The sequence below is a fragment of the Pedobacter sp. A2324 genome (assembly GCF_059693705.1).
In genome coordinates this window covers 244,085-263,536 of record NZ_JCASSK010000003.1, presented here as the reverse complement: position 1 = coordinate 263,536, position 19,452 = coordinate 244,085, and the positions used below count along the sequence as shown (strand labels likewise).

General features: G+C 40.2%; 11 protein-coding genes. 5 read left to right on the top strand and 6 right to left on the bottom strand.

Translation table 11 applies throughout. The features are described from left to right. The first annotated feature begins 37 nt into the window (after positions 1-37). Positions 38-2,176 carry an ATP-binding protein gene (locus AC570I_RS10430; RefSeq protein WP_497405401.1) on the top strand — a complete coding sequence of 713 codons (2,139 nt, stop codon included), beginning with the start codon at positions 38-40 and terminating at the stop codon, positions 2,174-2,176. 44 nt (positions 2,177-2,220) lie between these two features. Here the strand turns inward: AC570I_RS10430 and AC570I_RS10425 are convergent, their stop codons facing one another. Genes AC570I_RS10425 through AC570I_RS10415 form a run of 3 tightly spaced genes read right to left on the bottom strand, consistent with a single transcriptional unit; the run spans position 2,221 to position 10,539 of the window. Continuing rightward, entirely contained in the window at positions 2,221-3,249 is a 1,029-nt protein-coding gene (locus AC570I_RS10425) for a YihY/virulence factor BrkB family protein (protein WP_497405400.1), read from the bottom strand. Positions 3,250-3,257: 8 nt separating this feature from the next. Then, positions 3,258-5,558 (bottom strand): translocation and assembly module lipoprotein TamL, encoded by a 2,301-nt coding sequence (tamL, locus tag AC570I_RS10420; protein ID WP_497405399.1) that lies wholly within the window; start codon positions 5,556-5,558, stop codon positions 3,258-3,260. After that, entirely contained in the window at positions 5,542-10,539 is a 4,998-nt protein-coding gene (locus AC570I_RS10415) for a translocation/assembly module TamB domain-containing protein (RefSeq protein ID WP_497405398.1), read from the bottom strand. Before AC570I_RS10415 ends, tamL begins: the two co-directional genes overlap by 17 nt. A gap of 145 nt (positions 10,540-10,684) precedes the next feature. Here AC570I_RS10415 and AC570I_RS10410 point away from each other — a divergent pair, with 145 nt between their 5' ends. The 4 genes from AC570I_RS10410 to AC570I_RS10395 all read left to right on the top strand — a co-directional run bounded on the left by AC570I_RS10410 (position 10,685) and on the right by AC570I_RS10395 (position 16,280). Next, positions 10,685-11,173 carry a cytidine deaminase gene (locus AC570I_RS10410; RefSeq protein WP_497405397.1) on the top strand — a complete coding sequence of 163 codons (489 nt, stop codon included), beginning with the start codon at positions 10,685-10,687 and terminating at the stop codon, positions 11,171-11,173. Positions 11,174-11,265: 92 nt separating this feature from the next. Then, a complete protein-coding gene (locus tag AC570I_RS10405) occupies positions 11,266-14,139 on the top strand; it encodes a DNA gyrase/topoisomerase IV subunit A (RefSeq protein WP_497405396.1) in 2,874 nt (957 codons plus the stop codon). A gap of 383 nt (positions 14,140-14,522) precedes the next feature. Then, complete coding sequence (pnuC, locus tag AC570I_RS10400) at positions 14,523-15,146, top strand: nicotinamide riboside transporter PnuC (RefSeq protein WP_497405395.1); 624 nt, start codon at positions 14,523-14,525, stop codon at positions 15,144-15,146. Positions 15,147-15,194: 48 nt separating this feature from the next. Further along, positions 15,195-16,280 carry an acyl-CoA dehydrogenase family protein gene (locus AC570I_RS10395; RefSeq protein WP_497405394.1) on the top strand — a complete coding sequence of 362 codons (1,086 nt, stop codon included), beginning with the start codon at positions 15,195-15,197 and terminating at the stop codon, positions 16,278-16,280. 26 nt (positions 16,281-16,306) lie between these two features. Here AC570I_RS10395 and msrA read toward each other — a convergent pair whose 3' ends face one another. The 3 genes from msrA to AC570I_RS10380 all read right to left on the bottom strand — a co-directional run bounded on the left by msrA (position 16,307) and on the right by AC570I_RS10380 (position 19,421). After that, the gene (gene msrA / locus AC570I_RS10390; RefSeq protein ID WP_497405393.1) at positions 16,307-16,849 is read right to left on the bottom strand and encodes a peptide-methionine (S)-S-oxide reductase MsrA; all 543 of its coding nucleotides are present in this window, start codon (positions 16,847-16,849) and stop codon (positions 16,307-16,309) included. A gap of 542 nt (positions 16,850-17,391) precedes the next feature. After that, positions 17,392-18,441 carry a hypothetical protein gene (locus AC570I_RS10385; protein ID WP_497405392.1) on the bottom strand — a complete coding sequence of 350 codons (1,050 nt, stop codon included), beginning with the start codon at positions 18,439-18,441 and terminating at the stop codon, positions 17,392-17,394. 98 nt (positions 18,442-18,539) lie between these two features. After that, positions 18,540-19,421: an RsmD family RNA methyltransferase gene (locus tag AC570I_RS10380; RefSeq protein ID WP_047798666.1), complete on the bottom strand. Its 882-nt coding sequence runs from the start codon at positions 19,419-19,421 to the stop codon at positions 18,540-18,542. Positions 19,422-19,452: the final 31 nt, after the last annotated feature.

Here is a 19,452-nt window from a genome sequence, read left to right as displayed (position 1 = left end):
CCGGCGTTGATGTAATCCGAAAATTAAATCAACACCTTTGAAATCCACAAAAAGTTCTGCAGCAAAGTATTTACTGATCGTATTTTTAATATTGGCCACCTTTGGAATAACCGCAGGGTTATTCATTAACTTCTCTAAAATACCAATATTAAAATCAGCAACCAGGATTGTCCATGTTCAGAATGACTTTACCAGACTTGACAGCTGCATTTTTAAACTTTATAACGCAGAGAATAGCTGCAGAATGTATGTGGTAAGTGCAAAGAGGATTTACTATAATCAGTTTGTTGATGAGATCAGAGCAGTGTCTTTGATTATGGATTCAATTGAACATGATAATCTAAAGGAAAGTGCTCTTTCTCCAGACAACTTTGCTGCACTGATCAAACAGAAGAAAATCAGGACAGCCCAGTTCATATTTTTAAGGAAGTTATCGGATAGCCTGATTAACTTTTCTGCCCATATTAATCAGGATGTAACTAAAACAGAGCCAAAGGGAAGAATATTTACCGCAAGACAATTTAAGAGCATTGTTAAAATCGATACCATTAAGGCCGGCAAAGCCGGACAGGCCCGAAAGAAGATTTTCGCCAGGATTTTTGATGCCATTAATGCCAGGGATGTAAAAGGAGTAGACAGTTCGAGGTCAACTCTGGTCAAGACAGCTATTTCTGCCGATACCTCTTCTTTGAATGTGGCTTACAATAATTTACAACTCAAAACCATCAATGCTTACTATCTAAGGCTCTACAAACTCAATCAACAGCTCAAGGATAAAGAAAAAGAATTGCTTGATGTAAATCATCGCCTCATCACCTCCATTGTAAATGGCCTCAAACAGTACAGGTTAAATGAGCAAGAATACTATTCCACCATTCAGCAACTCATTAACGAAAATACCTACGGTACTGTTGAAAACCTTGACCGGTTTACGCTGGCATTACTGGCCCTGGCTGTTGGTTTACTCGCTTTCGTATTTTATATGGTGTTTCATCTCTACAGGAACGAAAAAGCCCTCGTGAATTATAGCAATAAGGCTGCACTGTATGCACTTTCGAAAAGCAGATTTCTCGCGAATATGAGCCACGAAATACGCACACCATTAAATTCAATTGTCGGGTTCTCAGAACAGCTAACGCAAACAGAGCTGAAAGCTGTACAAAAGGAGCAGGTAGGCGCCATTAGGAATTCATCTGTCATGCTGCTCGATGTAGTAAACGATATTCTCGACTTTTCGAAATATGAAACGGGGAAAGTTATTCTGGAGCAAATTCCATTTTCTCCATACCACGCCATTAAGGATGTTTTTGATAGCATGAGAATACAGGTTGTTAAGAAAAAACTAGAGTTCACCATGAATCTGGACATAGATAGTGACGTTTATGTTATCGGAGACCCGCTCAGGCTTAAGCAAGTGGTGATGAATCTTTTGAGCAACGCAATCAAGTTTACGGGCAAAGGCAGCATAAGTCTTAGCGGCCGTTTATTTTTAAACGAATACAACGAGGCACAACTTAAAGTAAGTATTGCTGACACCGGCATTGGTATAAACCCATTAGATCAGCGGATTATTTTTGATGAGTTTGCACAGGTTTACTACTCTTCCACCAAAGAGAAACAGCAGGGGACGGGGCTCGGTCTGGCGATTTGTAAAAAGATTATCGAATTTCAAGGAGGAAACATTAGTGTTGAAAGTGCTGAAAAAAAAGGATCTACATTTTCTTTTGAAGTCACTTATCAGAAGACGAAGAAACCGGAAACCGAACAATCAGGTGCTCTAAAGACAGGTGATGAGGAACAAATTTTAGCTGGCAGAAAGATTCTCCTGGCAGATGACAATGCACTAAATATTTTACTGGCAAGCACCATTTTGAAGAAACATAAAATTGCTTTCGATGTTGCCTATAATGGAAAAGAAGCGCTGGATCTTTTTAACGAAAATGAATATGATCTCGTCCTTACGGATATCCAGATGCCGGAAATGGGTGGAATGGAGTTGACTCAAAAAATCCGGAATTCTGCTAAGTTGGCTAAACGGAATGTCCCGGTTCTGGGTGTTACCGCCAATGTAATGCAGGAAGACCGGGAAAGGTATCTGGCATCAGGAATGAATGAGCTGGTGCTAAAGCCATTCCTTGAACAAGAACTCTTAGAAAAGATATCACGGTTTATATAGTAAAAACATTACGGGAGTTGCTTTTATTAATTTCTGCCAATAATTTATGCTTCACCTTTAGGTGCATGAATAGTATCTTCCGGATGTTGAGGTGGTAGTACATCTACCTTTTTTTCTACGATAGTGATCTTAGTAAATACAGCATATTTGCTTGGAGATATGCCTCCATCGTATTTTTCAGCATAGGCCTGGGTAAATTCCGCTCCAAAGTATAGAATAATGGAGGTATAATAAATCCACAGGAGAATCACGATAATTGAGCTGGCGGCTCCAAATGCAGACCCCGGATTGCCCTTTTCGATATAAATTCCAATCAGGTACTTGCCCAGACTAAATAGTACAGCAGTGAAAAGCGCGCCCAGGATTGCTGATTTCCATTTGATATTTACATCAGGTAATACTTTAAAAATGACGGTAAATACAGCGGTAACTGCAGCGAGGGTAATGACATTATTTAGAATATAGATAATCAGGGCCATTGTATCGTCGGCCACCGGGACGACCTTATCGATTTCAGTTTTTGATAAAAGTGCTATCAGTTTATCGCCCAAACCCACCACAAGGCTATTGACCACCAAAGAAACCAATAACAAAAAACCCATTGAAACGATAAGGGAAAAGGATAGAAGCCGGTTGGTCAGCATTTTCAACCAGCCTTTTTTAGGAATGGCCTTAACTTTCCAGATCATGTTGATACTATCCTGAATTTCAATAAATATGGCGGTAGATCCGATAATCAGTGTTGCAATACCGATAATTAAACCGATAGTTGACTGACCGGATTTGTTGGCATGGTCTACAAATCCCTGAAGTTGAGTGGTGGCATCCGGACCCACCATATCATTTACCTGAGCAAAAAATTTGTTTCTAGTATCATGATTCATCTTATCTCCGAAAAACAATGTGGCGGCTGATAAAACAATTACGATGAGTGGGGTAAGAGAGAAAATGGTATAGTAAGCGAGTGAAGCACTGAGTTTTGTAATCCTGTCTTCTGCAAAGCCTTTACCAGCCGCTAAAAAGAGGTGGTAAAGGGCTATAAAGAAATTCTTGACCTTATTGATTAACTTCATTAACAGTTTTAGAAAGGGTATCCGATACCAATATTAAAAATTAAATTCTCTTTTCTCCAGTCTTTATTGCCAAAGGCGATATTGTCGAACACCCAGCGTTGTCCTTCAGGGAGATATGGTTTACGTACAGGGAAGGCAACATCCAGGCGGATTACAAAAATGGTGGCATCTACACGAACGCCGGCACCTGTACCTACAGCCAACTCATTCAGGGCATTTTTTAATTTAAATTCTGAACCTGGTCTTCCGGTATTGGATGTACCCGGTATTCCTGTATCTTCCTTACGTAACCAAACGTTTCCGGCATCTACAAACAAGGCTCCATATAAAATACTTACTATTTTGAATCGTAGTTCTGAGTTGAGCATCAGTTTGATATCTCCGCCCTGATCGGCAAAAATAGCATTGTCAGGTACTTTGTAGGTACCAGGGCCCAAAGTTCTTGCCGGAAAGGCGCGGATGTCGTTACTTCCTCCTGCAAAGAACTGCCTTACAAATGGCAGTGAGGTACTGTTTCCATACGCGTAGCCATAGCCAAGGTTTAAGCGGTTGGCCCAGGTTACATTTCTGGTAATTTTGTAGTAATCTCTTAAGTCCGCTTCCAGTCGTACAAACTGTGATAAGGGAACATTGAAGATAGACTTTTGACCATTATCATCCTTTGGCACAAACGTACCCCATAAATTTCCACCAGTTTCAACCGCACCATAGAAGTAAGTATTGTTTCTTCGATTGGTTTCCATTTGGTTGGTAAAGGTGAAGTTATAGCTACTGCCGATGATAAGCTGATTTTCTAAAGTTGTTCTAAGTAGAGGATTCACCTCGTATAAACTATCTCTGACAGTTGAATCGGGAAAGCCAGTCGAAATATAGCTTACCGAAATCGGGTTGAAATTATGCTCTTTATACTGGTTTTCTTTGAAGTTATATCCAAACTCTCCTTTAAAAGCATGTAAGGTGTACTCTGAGCCCCGATTCAGCATTTGGTAGGATAGTGATGCAATTGTTTTAGGTATAAATGCGTTTGTGCTGTTTGGCTTGTAGAATGGAACAATAAACCTAGGGAAAGTCAGCTTTCCTTCTGCCGTTAATGAAAGAGAGTTTTTACCCAAAGAGGTACCTCTGGTTTGTGTTTCAAAACCGCCGCTAACACTTACGTCCAGTTGTTCGGCTCCCCTAAAAAGATTTCTGGTGGTTTGAGTTACTTTAACTTCCGAACCTACAAAATTATTTGACTTGCTGGTTCCGGTAACAGAAAATGTAAGGGAATTCTTTTTTAAAGGTGTGAGGTAGATATTTAGATCTAGTTGATTGTTCCTGAAACTGTCAACAGGTAAGAATTCTGCCCGTACATCCTGAAAGGCGCCCACGTTTACCATTCTGTTTAGGGATTGGTTGTGGTCTTTACGGTTATATAGTTCTCCTTTTTGGAAGAAAACCAGGCGGTCGAACAGTCTGGGTTTAAAAGTATTGCGATCATCGTAGATATTGAAATCATGGTATTGTAGTGGTTTCAGTCCACGTAGCGTACTGTCCCTTCTAATTGAATAGTTGGGGTAGATATTGATATTTTTGATGGTGTAAGGCTTCAACCCTGCATCAGGAGCAATGTCTTTGACTTTGATGGTCACATTTACCAGATTTTTACCAATCGTACTGTCAACCTGCATAATTAAGTAATCAGGGCTGAAATAAAAGTATCCGCTTTCTTTTAAATCATTATCAATCCTGATCCGCTCATTTTTATAAACGTCCAGATCGTAAAAATCGCCCACCTTTAATAAGGTTTTATCTTTATTGGTATTGATGATCCGGGTTAGTACACCTGAATCGGGTGGGAAGGTTACCTTATTGATTTTATATCTTTCGCCGGTAACAGCCGTGTATATGGCTTTACCTTTCTTATCCTTCACTACCGTATCGCCAGTTACCGCAGCCTGCAGATAACCCTCACTAAGCAGATAGCTGGTCAGCACGTCATTGTTATACTTCAGTTTCACTTCACTTAAAAGCACAGGGGCTTCACCTTTTTTCCTGATCCAGTTCCTCAAACCTTTTGGTTTTTTAGGTTCTCCGGCAAAGTTGTAAATGGCCAGCTTCAGTTTGTTGTTGGGGCGAGGCCTGGTTTTGCTTTTCAAATCAGCTTTAACTTGTTTCTCATCATCAATTTTACCCGAAGAGTCGGGATTAATTTTAACCTCAGCGCCGGTGTACAATATTTGCCCTGGTTTCAGGGATTTCGTACTGCTACAGCCCGCGTAAACTAAACAGGCCAATACAAATAAAATAGGTCTAATTAGTTTTCTCATTTTGTGCTTTCTGTTCAATGTTTCTCGTTCTTCTGTTTCGTTTTTTCTGAAATATCTCTCTGAATTTGTTGTAATCTACAACGAGGGTAAATCCTAAACCGGTTTCAATAATTTGTCCCTGTACAATTACGTCGTTTTGGTTTCTCCTGTAGGCCCTTAACCGGTACCTTCCATCAGATGATAATGCATATTCTACATTTACATTTCCTGCAATATCAGTCGATTTCTCGCCGGGAGCCTGTGGGCCTTCTAAAGCAAATGAGCTTCCCACTGTCACAGTTAGCCTGTCATTCAATAATTTTTTAGATAACCCAACTTCAAGATCTGTTTTTTGCTGTAATGATCCGGTAGAGTAATCTTCAGATGAATTTACCCCAAAATTCAGGTCAACACCCTGGATTAAATCTGAGGTGAGGTTATTGAGCTGTTCAGTCAATAACTTACTCACACTTGAACGGGCGAGTGTCGAAACGCCTCCGCCACCTCCGGATAAACTTTCGAATGGGTTATTGGCAATGAAGCGGTTTAAAGCTAATAAAGCAAACACCTGCTTGTTCAGTTCACTTTCATCACGGTTAACATTTTGTAAGCGGGTATAGGCCAAACTTCCGATCTCTGTAGCCCTTTCGTTTTCCGGTAAATCTATTTTAAAGGAAATAATTGGTTTTAGCAATTCGCCTTTCATCATCAGGTATACCTGAAATGGCATTTTTGTTTTTGCCTGTACAAGATCTGGTTGGTTCAGTAAGTCTATAGGCGCAGCGTTAACCTCATACATTGCCGATAGGTTTACATTAGCTTCTGTAGGTTCACCTGTCCAGATAATCGTACTACCTTTTACAATTTTGAATGCCTTTTTACCTAGCGGACCAACAGACAGGTTATAGGAGCCATCAACCACTTCGTAGCGACCTGTTAAACTGATCTTCCCGCTTGGATCCATCGTAGCATTCAGGTCTGCATCCCCCTTGATGTTCAATGCATCACCATTAGCAGGATCTACCACTACATTTAATTCAGCTTCAGGATCGATTTTTACAGCTGCTACCAGATTGATTCCTTTAACAGGTGACTTACTAATACTGTCAACTTTTAGCGCCTTCTGGCCATTAAACGGAGGTGCATCTGCATCAATAAACTGAACAATTCCTTCCTGATCAATCACCGCCGGATCATTCGCTGGCAAGGCAAAGAAAAACTTCGTTCCTTTATTCACATTGATGCTCATATTCACATCCGGCTGGTTCAAATCTCCTCTAACTTTGATGTTACTGGTTAAAAACACCGTTCCGTAAATCATTTCATTGTCTGCAGCAGTAGAGTTTATCGCCCGGAAATTATTCATGTTGACATCCAGCCCAAAGCGGTAGTTTTTAAAATCAGTAGTGTAAACCTTGCCATTGATGGTAGCTTTTTGATTTAAAGAGTCAATTAAAGTGAAATTATTAAAACTGATTCCCTCATTGGTAAATGAAATTTTCTCGTTGGGCATCCGGAAGTATGAGTTTACGTAGGCCACTTTAATACCTGCGTTATTGAAAGTCAGGTCGCCCAATATTTTCGGTGCAGTCAAAGCACCTTTCACACTCAAAGCTCCCGTAAGGGTGCCCGTACCATTTTTAAGTTGGCCCTGCGACAGGCTCTCAATATTTTTCATCTCGATTTTGTCAATATTGACTGTCAAATCGAGTGCACTTTGCGGTGCGGTATAATAAAACCCATTTACCCTCAATTCGTGCACACCACTTAACGCAACATTTACTTCAAAGGCATTTTCAGTATTGTTATTAACGGCCAAACGTAAGGTGCCCAGTTCATCTTTCTGGTAGCGGAGCTGATCAATGGTCAAATTGGCTTCAAACTTTGGTGTACTGGCCAGATCTTTAACATTGGCAGTACCATTTAAACGGCCCCCAACCAGGGTTGTATCTGTTTCCGCAAACTTCGTTAACGTTTCCAGTTGAAAATCCTTAAACTCAACGCTTAAAGGTGAATTGGGTTGCGAAGGATTACTGTTGATGGACAGAGACTGACCGCTGTTACTGATCTGGAACTGATTTACCAGTATTCCGGATTGCCCGAACTGGATATAGTTATCCTGTGAAACTACCCATTTCTGATAATCAAGCAGAAGTTTCTGAGGATCCAGGCTAAACTTAAAATCTTTGTTTATAGATTGGAATGTACCGCCAATAACGTATTTGTCCTTACGTTGTCTGTCACGAAGAAAAACATTCACACCCAATACATTGTTGGCCGCATCACCACTAATCTCTGTATTAAACAGCGCAATGGAAGGGCTCTGCAAACTTTTAACGGTTAGCCCGTAAGCAAGCTTGTTGTTATCATTGTTGATATTCAAAACAGTGGTATCCACTTTAAAATCTCCGTAAACCACTTGTGGGAAATTACCTTTAATCTGCAGGCTGTCTTTTTGTGTGTCGATTAACCCGTAAAATTGTGATGATTTAAAAACAGTTAATTCAGGCACAAATTGTTTCAGCAATTTTGAATCATACACCTGTACAAAGAACCTCATTCGCTGATCTGGAATCTTTTCTACCGTTCCAAAGGCATAATACTTATTAATTTCGTTGATGATGGCACTTCCAACTTTCGTTAACTGATATTTACCATCAATTTTAGCAGATAGAATTTCTGATTTTAAGGTGAGTTCATTTTCAGTAGCAGTAGATTTTGCGCGTACAGAGATGGTATCCACATTTATTCTCTGGGCATCTTTCACCAATTGCAAGCCTGTAATATCAACCGAACCATTCAGATAGTCAGCATCAGCAGTTGTTAAGTCAGCCTTTATTACCCCTGCCGCACTTAAAACAGTGGGGCTAAAATTTAAGGCTTGCAAATTCAGTTGTTTCAGGTTTAAATCGGCTTTAACTGCAGGGTATTTACCGGCGAGACTGGCTTTGGCATCTAGACTGAAATTTGCATTGCTATCTGGCATGTTACCTTTGATGGCAACATTCTGGTTGGCATAAGTACCGGAAAGGTTTAAATTCCGGTAAGTGTATTTATTGTAGTATGCACTCAAAACCCGTGCATTGAATTTGGCATTTATTGTCTTCGGATCCAGACCCGTTCCTGCGACGTTGGCTTTAACAGATATACGGCCTAACTTCGGCTGCATTTTCAATAACCGGCCAACGTTGAAATTATTCAAAGTTACGTCTGCTTTGTAGCTTTCTTTACCTTTCGGACCTTTCATTGCAGCATTTAAAACAGCTCCACCCATATCCGTCTGGATATTCATGTTGGTATTGAAATCGGTCATTGAGCCTTTAAACTTTCCTTTTGCGTTAATTACATTAGGAAGTTCAATGCTTGGCGGTAATGATTTCCTGGGCACAGCCACCAGAATATCGCTTTTGGTAACGTAGAGTTTTTTAATGTTCAGATCGAGGAAAGTCTTATCGACGTCAGGCAAACCTTTTGCCGTACCACTAATGTCGATCTGCGTATTTTTTAAACCGTTGATTTGCAGACGGGGGATGTTCAGATTGTTTAAATACCCATTTAATTCTGCATTAATTTTAATCTTCTCATTTCGGTAATTTGCCGGAACGGCATCACTAAAATAGCCTGCATCTTTCAAGCCTATCGTAGTGTTTTTTAAACTTAGTGCAAGCTTCACGCGTTCAGGATGTTTTGTTAAATCATCCATGGATGTGAAATTCAGCTCTGTAGCGTTCTCTATAGTTGTATTTGGTGTTTTTAAAACGAAATTCGTCAGCTTAATCTGTTTATCATTATAAATGGCATTTCCTTTTAACTCATTCAAAGCAAAACCACTTTTTTCTTTAAGTGAACCATTTTTTACGATCGCTTTTATTCCTGCAGCGCTATAACTTACATCTCCGGCACCAAAGTTCAGTTCTGTAATCTTTAAATGATTGAAATCCATTCCTTTTGGAGCAGCCTTTGCTCCAAGGTTATCGAATTGCACATTGTTGTCTGCCAGGCTGATGTTTTTGATCACTAATCCCAAAGACGACTGTTCTGGAACGACTGTATCCTTAACTTTCTTTAAATCATTACTGGGTGCTGGTTTAAAGGCAAAAAGAATATTTGATTTATTCAGCTTGGCGTCATCAACCGTATATTTACTGTTGGTTAAATCTACTTTTAAGTTTACTACACCAAGTTCATTTACATCGGCAATGGCTTTTGTCGTTGAAACCTGATCATCGTAATTAACCTTCACGTTATTGAAGGCAAAGTTCTCGACTTCGATCAATGGTAGTTTGCCTGTTTCTTTCTGGCTACTGTCTACACTGTTAGTAACATGCTGAACGAGTTCTACCAATGGCTTTTGCTGGAGATATTTAAGGGAGGTGTTGTTTAATGCCAGTTCCTTAATCACGTAATGCTGATTTGCTAAATCAAATGTTTTCAATTTAGTTTTAAAGGCGCCAATGTATACCTTCACATTGTTGCCTGCTACATCATCACGGTAGGTGAGGCCTATGTCTTCGAAGGATATTTTATCAATAGAAAATTTCAGTGTTGAGGTAGTGTCTTTATCCACTTTCTCTTCTGGCTTTTTCTGTTCGCTCATAAAGGCGTTCATGAGAAAAGAAAAGTTAAAAGTGGTATCTGGAGTTATACGCTTAACATTTGCCCTTATGTTTTTCAGTTCAATATTGTTAACTTCAACCGTATTCTTAAGCAACTTAAACAGGCTAATGTCTACAGCGAGTTTTTCTGCATACAGCAGGGTATCGCCCTTTAAATCTTCAATATAAAATTTGTTTAAGACAACGTCTTTTGGTAGGGCAATTTTGATGCTTTCCAGGCTTATTTCCGTCTTAGTTTTTGTTTTAAGATAGTTTATTGCTTTGTTTTTAACAAAGTTTTGCACTGCCGGAATGTTCAATGAGAGGGCAACACCCACTACTAAGATGATGATGGAGGCGATAATCCAGAGTAGAATTTTTAAACCTTTACGTACGTATCTATTCAAAGCTGATCATGTTTGGTGGTTGTAAAATGCCAAATGCATGCCACTAAATAATTTTAGGGCAGATTTTATAATTAATACAAAAAATAACCTAAATTGTTCGCCCGCCATAGAAATTTAACTTTAGCGGTTTTAGAAAATATTCAAAATGAAAGTATTAGATCTTAATATAAGCTTCGAACAATATAATGATATAGCTGAACTCAATGACAAAGACCGGTCTCTATGCGAACAATCTGAACAGGCTTTGTCAGGATCCTACTCTCCTTATTCGAAGTTTAGGGTCGGTACGGCCATCCGGCTAAAATCAGGACAAGTCATTTTGGGAAGTAACCAGGAAAATCTGGCCTATCCATCCGGCCTATGCGCCGAACGTGTTGCGCTTTTTTCTATTGGCGCAACTTATCCCGAAGCAGTTATCGAAAGCATGGCCATTACAGCACAAACAGATCATTTTGAAATTCTGAAGCCCGTAACCTCTTGCGGAGGTTGTTTGCAGGTAATGGTCGAGTTTGAAAGGAAGCAGTCATCGCCAATTGAGGTTATTTTTTATTGCCTGAACGGAGAAATTTTAAAGGTGCCCAGCGTAAAAAGTTTATTGCCGTTTGCATTTGTGGAAGATCGGTTGGAGCGTTAAATATCATTTATTAGGGTTTAAATGTGAATAACCTGTTTTTACAGTGTGGCTTCATTTTTATTATATTTACAGCTGCCAATTTTTGTAAATAGATGAGTGAAGAAATAGACCAAAACCTAAACGGAGAACAAAAGCACACTATCACACCTATCAATGGATTGTATGAAAACTGGTTCCTCGATTATGCGTCTTATGTAATTCTGGATCGTGCCGTTCCTCACATTAATGACGGACTAAAGCCTGTTCAGCGGAGGATTATGCATTCTCTTAAAGAGATGGATGATGGCCGTTTCAACAAAGCAGCAAACGTGATTGGTAATACGATGAAGTACCACCCACATGGGGATGCTTCAATTGGGGATGCGATGGTTCAGATAGGCCAGAAAGATTTGCTGATCGATATGCAGGGAAACTGGGGCGATCCCATCACTGGCGACAGTGCAGCTGCTCCACGTTATATTGAAGCCCGCTTATCAAAGTTTGCAAATGAGGTTGTGTTTAATCCTGATACTACAGAGTGGCAGCTGAGTTATGACGGGCGGAATAATGAGCCAATTACCTTACCCGTAAAGTTTCCACTATTACTGGCGCAGGGAGCAGAGGGTATTGCCGTTGGTTTGGCAACGAAAGTAATGCCCCATAACTTTATAGAACTTTTAGATGCGTCGATTGAGGTGCTAAAAGGCAGACGCCCGAATATTTTACCCGATTTCTTTACCGGAGGCGCTGCCGACTTCTCAAATTATAATGAGGGACAGCGGGGAGGCAAAATCCGTGTTCGTGCTAAAATCACCGAAAAAGATAAAAAGACTTTGGTGATTACAGAAGTTCCTTACAGCACCACTACCAGCTCTGTTATCGACAGCATTCTGGCTGCTAACGACAAGGGCAAAATCAAAATTAAAAAAATTGAGGATAGCACTGCAGCAAGTGTCGAAATTATAGTGCATCTGGCACCAGGTATTTCGCCCGATGTAACCATCGATGCCTTGTATGCTTTTACAGCCTGTGAGGTTTCTATTTCTCCAAATACTTGTATTATCCAGGGCGATAAACCACACTTTATGAGTGTTAACGATATCCTGATTGAAAATACAAAGCATACCAAAGCATTATTAAAAAAAGAACTGGAGATTCGTTTACACGAGTTACAGGAAAAGATTTTCTTCAGTTCCCTTTTAAAAATATTTATTCAGGAGGGAATGTATAAAAATCCTGAATATGAAAACTCAGCCAATTTCGATACCGTAGTAGAGGTTTTACATTTATTATTCGAACCTTTTAAACCAACACTCTATCGCGAAATACTTCCTGAAGATTTCAAGAAACTGATCGATAAGCCGATGAGTAGCATTACCCGCTTTGATGTAAAGAAGGCTGATGAACAAATGAAAAACCTGGAAGATGAAATCAAGGTAGTGAAAAATCACCTGAAGCATCTAACGGATTATGCTATCGCCTGGTATCAGAAGCTGAAAGATAAATATGGTAAGGGGAGAGAGCGTAGAACCGAGATCAGGCTATTTGACAGGGTTGAAGCTTCTAAAGTGGCATTGGCAAACGTTAAGCTATATGTTAACCGGGAAGATGGTTTCATCGGCACGGGGTTGAGAAAAGACGAATTCATTGCCGATTGCTCTGATATTGATGAGGTAATTGTTTTCCGCGAGGATGGTAAATGCATGATTACAAAAGTAGCTGATAAAACCTTTGTAGGTAAGGGTATCATCCACGCACAGGTATTTAAGAAAAACGATGAGCGCACCATTTACAATATGATTTATAAAGACGGCGCTTCCGGAACAGCCTATATCAAACGCTTTGCTGTGGTGGGAGTAACCCGTGACAAAGAATATGACTTGACTAAGGGATCTAAAGGTTCCAAGGTACTATACTTCACTGCCAATCCAAATGGAGAGGCAGAAGTGGTAAATGTGGCATTAAAACCGCATTCGAAGTTACGTAAACTGCAATTCGACCAGGATTTTGCAGAAGTTGCCATTAAGGGACGCGGTTCGCAGGGTAATATCATTTCGAAGTATCCGGTGAAGAAAATTATCTTAAAGACTAAAGGTGTATCTACACTTTCGGGACTTAAAATCTGGTATGATGAGTTATTGAAGCGCCTGAATGTTGATGGACGAGGTAAATACCTTGGTGAATTTGACGGTGATGACCGGATATTACAGGTTCATAAAGATGGTTACTACGAACTAAGTTCATTTGAGTTAAGCAATCACTTTGACGATAATTTACTGCTGATTCAGAAGTTCGATCCCGAGAAAACCTTTGCCGCAGTTCATTTCGACGGAAAAGCCCAGAATTATTTTATTAAACGCTTCGTTTTTGAACTTCAGTCAAACGGCAAAAAGGTGATTTTTATCAGTGAAGAAGCTAAATCGAAACTACTTTTCCTAACAGCCAATCCTTTGGCAAAAGTGATAGTTGATGTATTAAAAGGTAAAACTCAAACTCCTGAAACGCTTGATCTCGTTTTGGCTGAACTGATTGATGTGAAAGGTTTGAAAGCAAACGGTAACCGTTTATCGCCTCACGACGTACAAAAGGTTGTACTCGAGGAACCGGAAATAGAAGACACAGGAGATGTAGAAGGTAACGATGGCGGAGAAGAAAGTGGCACCTTAGATGAAGCAGATGGTATAGGAACGGAGGAAAACCTCGAAGCGCCTGCTGAAGCTCCTATAGCCACCGGGAAGACCGAAGTACATGTTGAAGAAAAGTCAAAGCCTAAGTTTGAACGTAAGAATGAAGTTTTGCCAGAGGACAAGTTACCGGTGAAACAAGAATCAGCAGCTGAACCTGTATCCAAAACTGTAAAAAAAGAAGTTCCTAAAGAGGAGGCAAAAGCAAAAACCGCCGATACTGTTGTTAAGAAGGTTGATTTTGAAATTACCAATCCGGATGATATCGAGATTGATGACAAAGGTCAGTTAGGCTTGTTTTAAAAGCTTTGCATTGTGAGACACCGTTTGTTCCAGCCATCTGGAAACAGAACTGTGTCTCACCGTGCCATAGCAAGACAATCAATTTGAATAAAAATTAAAATCTTTCAATTTAAAAACTATATTTGCCTCACTCAAAGGGGTGCTTTTCAAATCCGCAATTTCTGTTGCAATCGAAAGGCTGAGATTATACCCATTTTAAGGTAAATGTAGAACATTAGGATGGCAGAGGGTTCCCTCTCCACCCAACAAATCTGCCTCTTTCAACCTTGAATGCACCTGATCCGGATAATGCCGGCGGAGGGAAGAGGTTAAATTTACAATACTGTTTCGCCCTGAAAGCAGGTTTCAATTATTTTTTATTGGCTTTAAGGTATTTATTGTAAATGAATTTTCAAGATTGGTTCGGGCTTTTTAAGGAACAAATTCTGCATACCTCGCTGGTAGAATGGCTGGCGGTTGGCTTCGGCGTTTCTGAGGTTTTACTGGCAAAGAAAAACAGCATCTGGTTATATCCTACCGGAATTGTTTCTATTCTATTATCTATGTTTTTGCTGCTAAATGTAAAACTTTATGCAGAGATGTTATTGAGTATTTATTATCTGGTAATGAGTGTTTACGGCTGGATAATCTGGAAGAAACGTAAGCTAGACGGCGAAAACCAGGTAGCATGGAGTACAAATAATGAACTGCTGATTGCGATATTGATCTCAGTTATAGGTTTTTTTGTATTCTACTTTGTACTCAGAAACCATACTGATTCTGATGTACCGCTACTGGATGCGTTCGTTTCATCAACAGCGTGGGCAGGTATGTGGCTTCTTGCAAAACGTAAAATTGAAAACTGGATTTTTCTGAATGTTTCAAATATTGTTGCCATTCCGTTATTGTTTCATAAAAAGCTTCCCCTAATGGCTTGCCTGACTACATTTTTATTTATTGTAGCCATTTTTGGCTTTTTAGACTGGAAGAAAATTGTAGGTAAAAGAGAATTACGAAAGTTTAATTAACGTTTCTATAGCTTTTTAATCCGCACCACTGCGGTATAAGATGATCATATGCAAAACACCATCACAAAAACCTGGCAGGAAACTGTAGCTCAGTTTGCTTCAGAATCAGAACAAATGGGCGAATTACATCCGGAAATTTTAGAACTGGCCTATCAGGAAAACTGGTTTAAGCTTTTTGTTCCTGAAGTTTATGGGGGGGCAGGTAAAAAGCTTCCGGAAATTTTACGCCTTGAAGAAGAGCTGGCAGAAGCTGATGGCAGCCTGGGCTGGACGGTTACGCTTTGTGCCGGTGCCGCCTGGTTTGCTGGTTTTTTAAACCCCGATCTGGCAAAAGAAGTGTTTGCTGATAGAGCGGTATGCTTTGCAGGGAGCGGAGCAATAGGCGGAACAGCGATTGAAACCACTAATGGGTATTTAATAAACGGGCATTGGAAATATGCCAGCGGCGCATTGCATGCAACCATATTTACAGCAAACTGCAGCCTTAAAAACACCGATGGTACCGATATACTTGATGAAGATGGAAATCCGAAAGTGATGTCATTTATTTTGAAAAAAAATGAAGTAAATATCCTTTCGGGCTGGTCATATTTTGGATTAATCGCTACTGGAAGTCATGCCTTTGAAGTAAGTAACCTGGAAGTACCCCTTAATCGTACATTCAGGATAAACAATACCATCGAGGTTGCCGACGAGGGATTTGATTATCCTTTTCTACAGCTGGCAGAAACCACATTGGCTGTAAATAGTTTGGGGATGTCTAATCACTTCATCAGGTTGGTGGAGCAGTCATTCTTCTCAAGGTCAGGATTAAAAAGATATAACGAGGAACAGATCAGGTATTTCGAAAATGAGTTAAATCGGTGCAAGAGCGAAGTGAAGGAACTGAAGAAAGCATTCTACCATTGTTTCGACGATTCCTGGGAACAGTTAGTATCTGGTAAATCGATATCGGAATCCAGTCTGGACGAAGTGAGCCGCTCAAGCCGAAAGCTTGCGCATGCTTGCAGAAGCGCGTGCGATTTTTTATTTCCTTTTTGTGGTCTTGAAGCCGCCAGAAAAGAAACAGAAATAAACCGCGTTTGGAGAGATATTCATACTGCAAGTCAGCATGCGCTTTTAACGTTCGAATAACGGTTTTCCGGAAAAGCTGTAGCCTGTTAGCTGGATAGCTCAGGTTTAATTTTCTGCCGGAATTGTTCTGCCAGTTTGTTTAGCTTGGGTTGAATAACAAAAGCACAGTAAGGCTTGCCATGATTCTTATTGAAATAATTCTGGTGATAGTCTTCGGCCTCATAAAACGCTTCGGCAGGCGCAATCTGTGTTATAATGGGCTTATCAAAAACATGTTCCCTGGTTAATTCCACTATGAGTTTTTCTGCCTCGTTTTTCTGGGCCTCATTCTCATAAAAAATTATGGATCGGTATTGCGTTCCGATATCATTCCCCTGCCTGTTTAACAGCGTTGGATTGTGGGTTCTAAAAAAAATCAATAGCAACTCATTGAATGAGATAAGCTTGTCGTGAAAAGATATTTTAACCACCTCCGCATGTCCTGTACCACCATTTGAAATTTCCATATAGGTTGGATGCTTTAGTTCACCGCCCATATAACCTGAAATTACCTGTTCTACACCCTTCAGGCTTTGAAATATTGCTTCCGTGCACCAAAAGCACCCACCTCCAAAAATTGCTGTTTGCATAATAGCTATTATACGAAAGTTATGCCATTGTAGATTCCTGGTGGAAGGAATGCTGAATAAAACCGTGTGTTTAAAAAGTCCGTTTTACATTATGGATATTACAGGAGGCTTGTATCATTAATAGCGTTTGTTATGAAATGCATCTTAGAGTTTTTGGCAATTGATCGGGTTTCGGCTGAGACAAATCCGAGACAAAGTTTAGAAAAGTTTGGGTAATGTTTGGGATGGGCTCGCCTGTTGTTCGGCTTTTACCCAAAGAAAAGCCAAACACTTCCCGAATTTGAGGCGATGTTTATACGAACTTTTCCGGGAGAAATCCCGATCAGGAGACGAAGCTTTCCCAAACGCTTCCCGAACGCTTCCCGAACCCTTCCCGAACACTTCCCGAAGAAATGGGGTGTTTTCCCGAACACTTCCCGAACAGTACCCGAAGAAATGTCTCAACGAAATAAATGAAAGGTAGATTTGTTTATTTCAGCCAACAGGGCATTTAGGTGATTTTATAAGCAAAAAGGGTGCCTGAAGACACCCTTTTTAATATGCTACTGATACTGAATATATATGGGTTTTGGAGTAAGCTTAAGTAGCTCCTCGGGAGTTAGCAATTTATTTGGTGCTTTCTTCAGGTCATTCTTGTAAAATAGCTTGAAGCCGGTAAACTGAACGGGCTCACCATAAACAAAGTGGCGATAGGTACCCTTTTTCAATTCTGGTTCACCCCATCCATCCATGTGTACAACAACCTGTACTTCAGGGCGTAATTTAATGTTTGGAGAGTTGGTAACCATTTTCTTTGTAAAACGGTGTAATACAAAAACTTTTGGAGGCAGGTTATGCTTCTTAACAATGTCTGCTAAATATCCTGTAACGTAGTTTACATCTGCTGCATCATATGTCCCGATTTTTCTACCTGGCAAAGAGCCGTCCTTCATAGAGAATTCCGGATCAATACCCAAATGTACATAAGGTAGCTCAAGATATTTTTCAATGTGAGGAAGCTCAGCTTTAATCGTGCTTAGTGCAACCTGAAGGTCGAGAAACACAATCGTATTTGGTTGCATTTTCGCAATCTTCAATACCGAATCAATCTGCTTGTTTCCCATGCGGTTAATGTACTTACCATCTTTGCCAGGAGTTCCGCTGGCCACTGCAGCAATATAATGTAAACCTGGCTGTACAGGTGTGGAAGGATCGGCCTTTTCCCAATGTTTAACCTCGGCATTCAAACGCTGCCACATTTCTTTAGGCGCATATTCGCCCAAAGCCCCCATTTTTTTGGAGTGAAGGTTTCCATAGTAAACCACGATACGTTTAAATGGTAAAATTGCACCTGCTAAAGGATATGGCTGGTTTTTTACCGGCCATTTACCCGTAGTATCGCCATTGGCAAGTTTTTTTGTAAGCGAATCATATAATTTCGGATCAACAGGCTTCATTACATTCACTGTTGAATCTGTTTTCTTTTTAGTGGTGTCTGATGTGAAGATTTTGCTTACGCCGTTACTGCCTTTACCATCGGAGTTACAGTTGGCAAACAGGCTGATGGCGGCAAAACCCAGTATAAGGGTACCAGCTAATTGAGGTAATTTCATAGATGTATTATAGAATTAAATTTTAGATTTTTTTTCCGGATCTGATGGATATGAAAATAGGGGGTAAATGGTATAGTTTAAAATAAAGTAATTAACATTTACACATTGCAGAATTTACCAAATACACCTAGTGGTAATTTGATGCCGGCAGTGGCTTGTAAATATAACTCACCAGTTTCCAAATTTTTAACACCTGGAAATGAGGTACGAATCAGATTTTCGACAATTACGGAAGAAAAGCCAAGTGAATAGGTATTCAGGATCAAAAAATGTTCCTTTTCATCTAGCAGCTGCACAACATCCTGCATCATTTCCTGAATGTGATCTTCCAGTTTCCATTTTTCTCCGTTAGGGCCATGGCCATATGCCGGTGGATCGAGGATAATTCCATTGTATTTTTTACCACGCTTAAGTTCTTTTTTTACGAACTTTAATGCATCTTCTACCATCCAGCGGGTGTCTTTCAACCCAGAAAGTTCCTGGTTTTCATTGGCCCAGGTCACTACCTGCTTGATCGAATCAACATGTGTGGTATCGGCACCGGCAGCATTGGCAACCATAGATGCTGCACCGGTATAAGCAAAAAGATTGAGTACTTTAGGCTGTGGAGTTTTAAATTTCTTAATGGACGATGATATATAATCCCAGTTAACCGCCTGTTCCGGGAAAACGCCCACATGCTTAAATGAAGTTAAACCCAGGCGAAGTTTGATGGAAACATCATCATTTTTATATTCCACATGCCAGCGGTCGGGCGTTGCAGGGTTTTTCTTTACCCATTCGCCAGAAGTGGCTGAGCGACCCCGGAAGGTGATGTTGGCTGTTTTTTTCCACTCTTGCTCTGTCAATGTTTTCTTCCACACTGCCTGAGGTTCAGGACGGATCAGGGTCACGTTTCCAAAGCGTTCTAATTTCTCAAAATCCCCGCAATCAATCAGTTCGTAATCTTTCCAATGGGTGGGGGCAAGTAATTGTATCATGTATTATTTTATGTTCCCCGCAGGGAGGGTT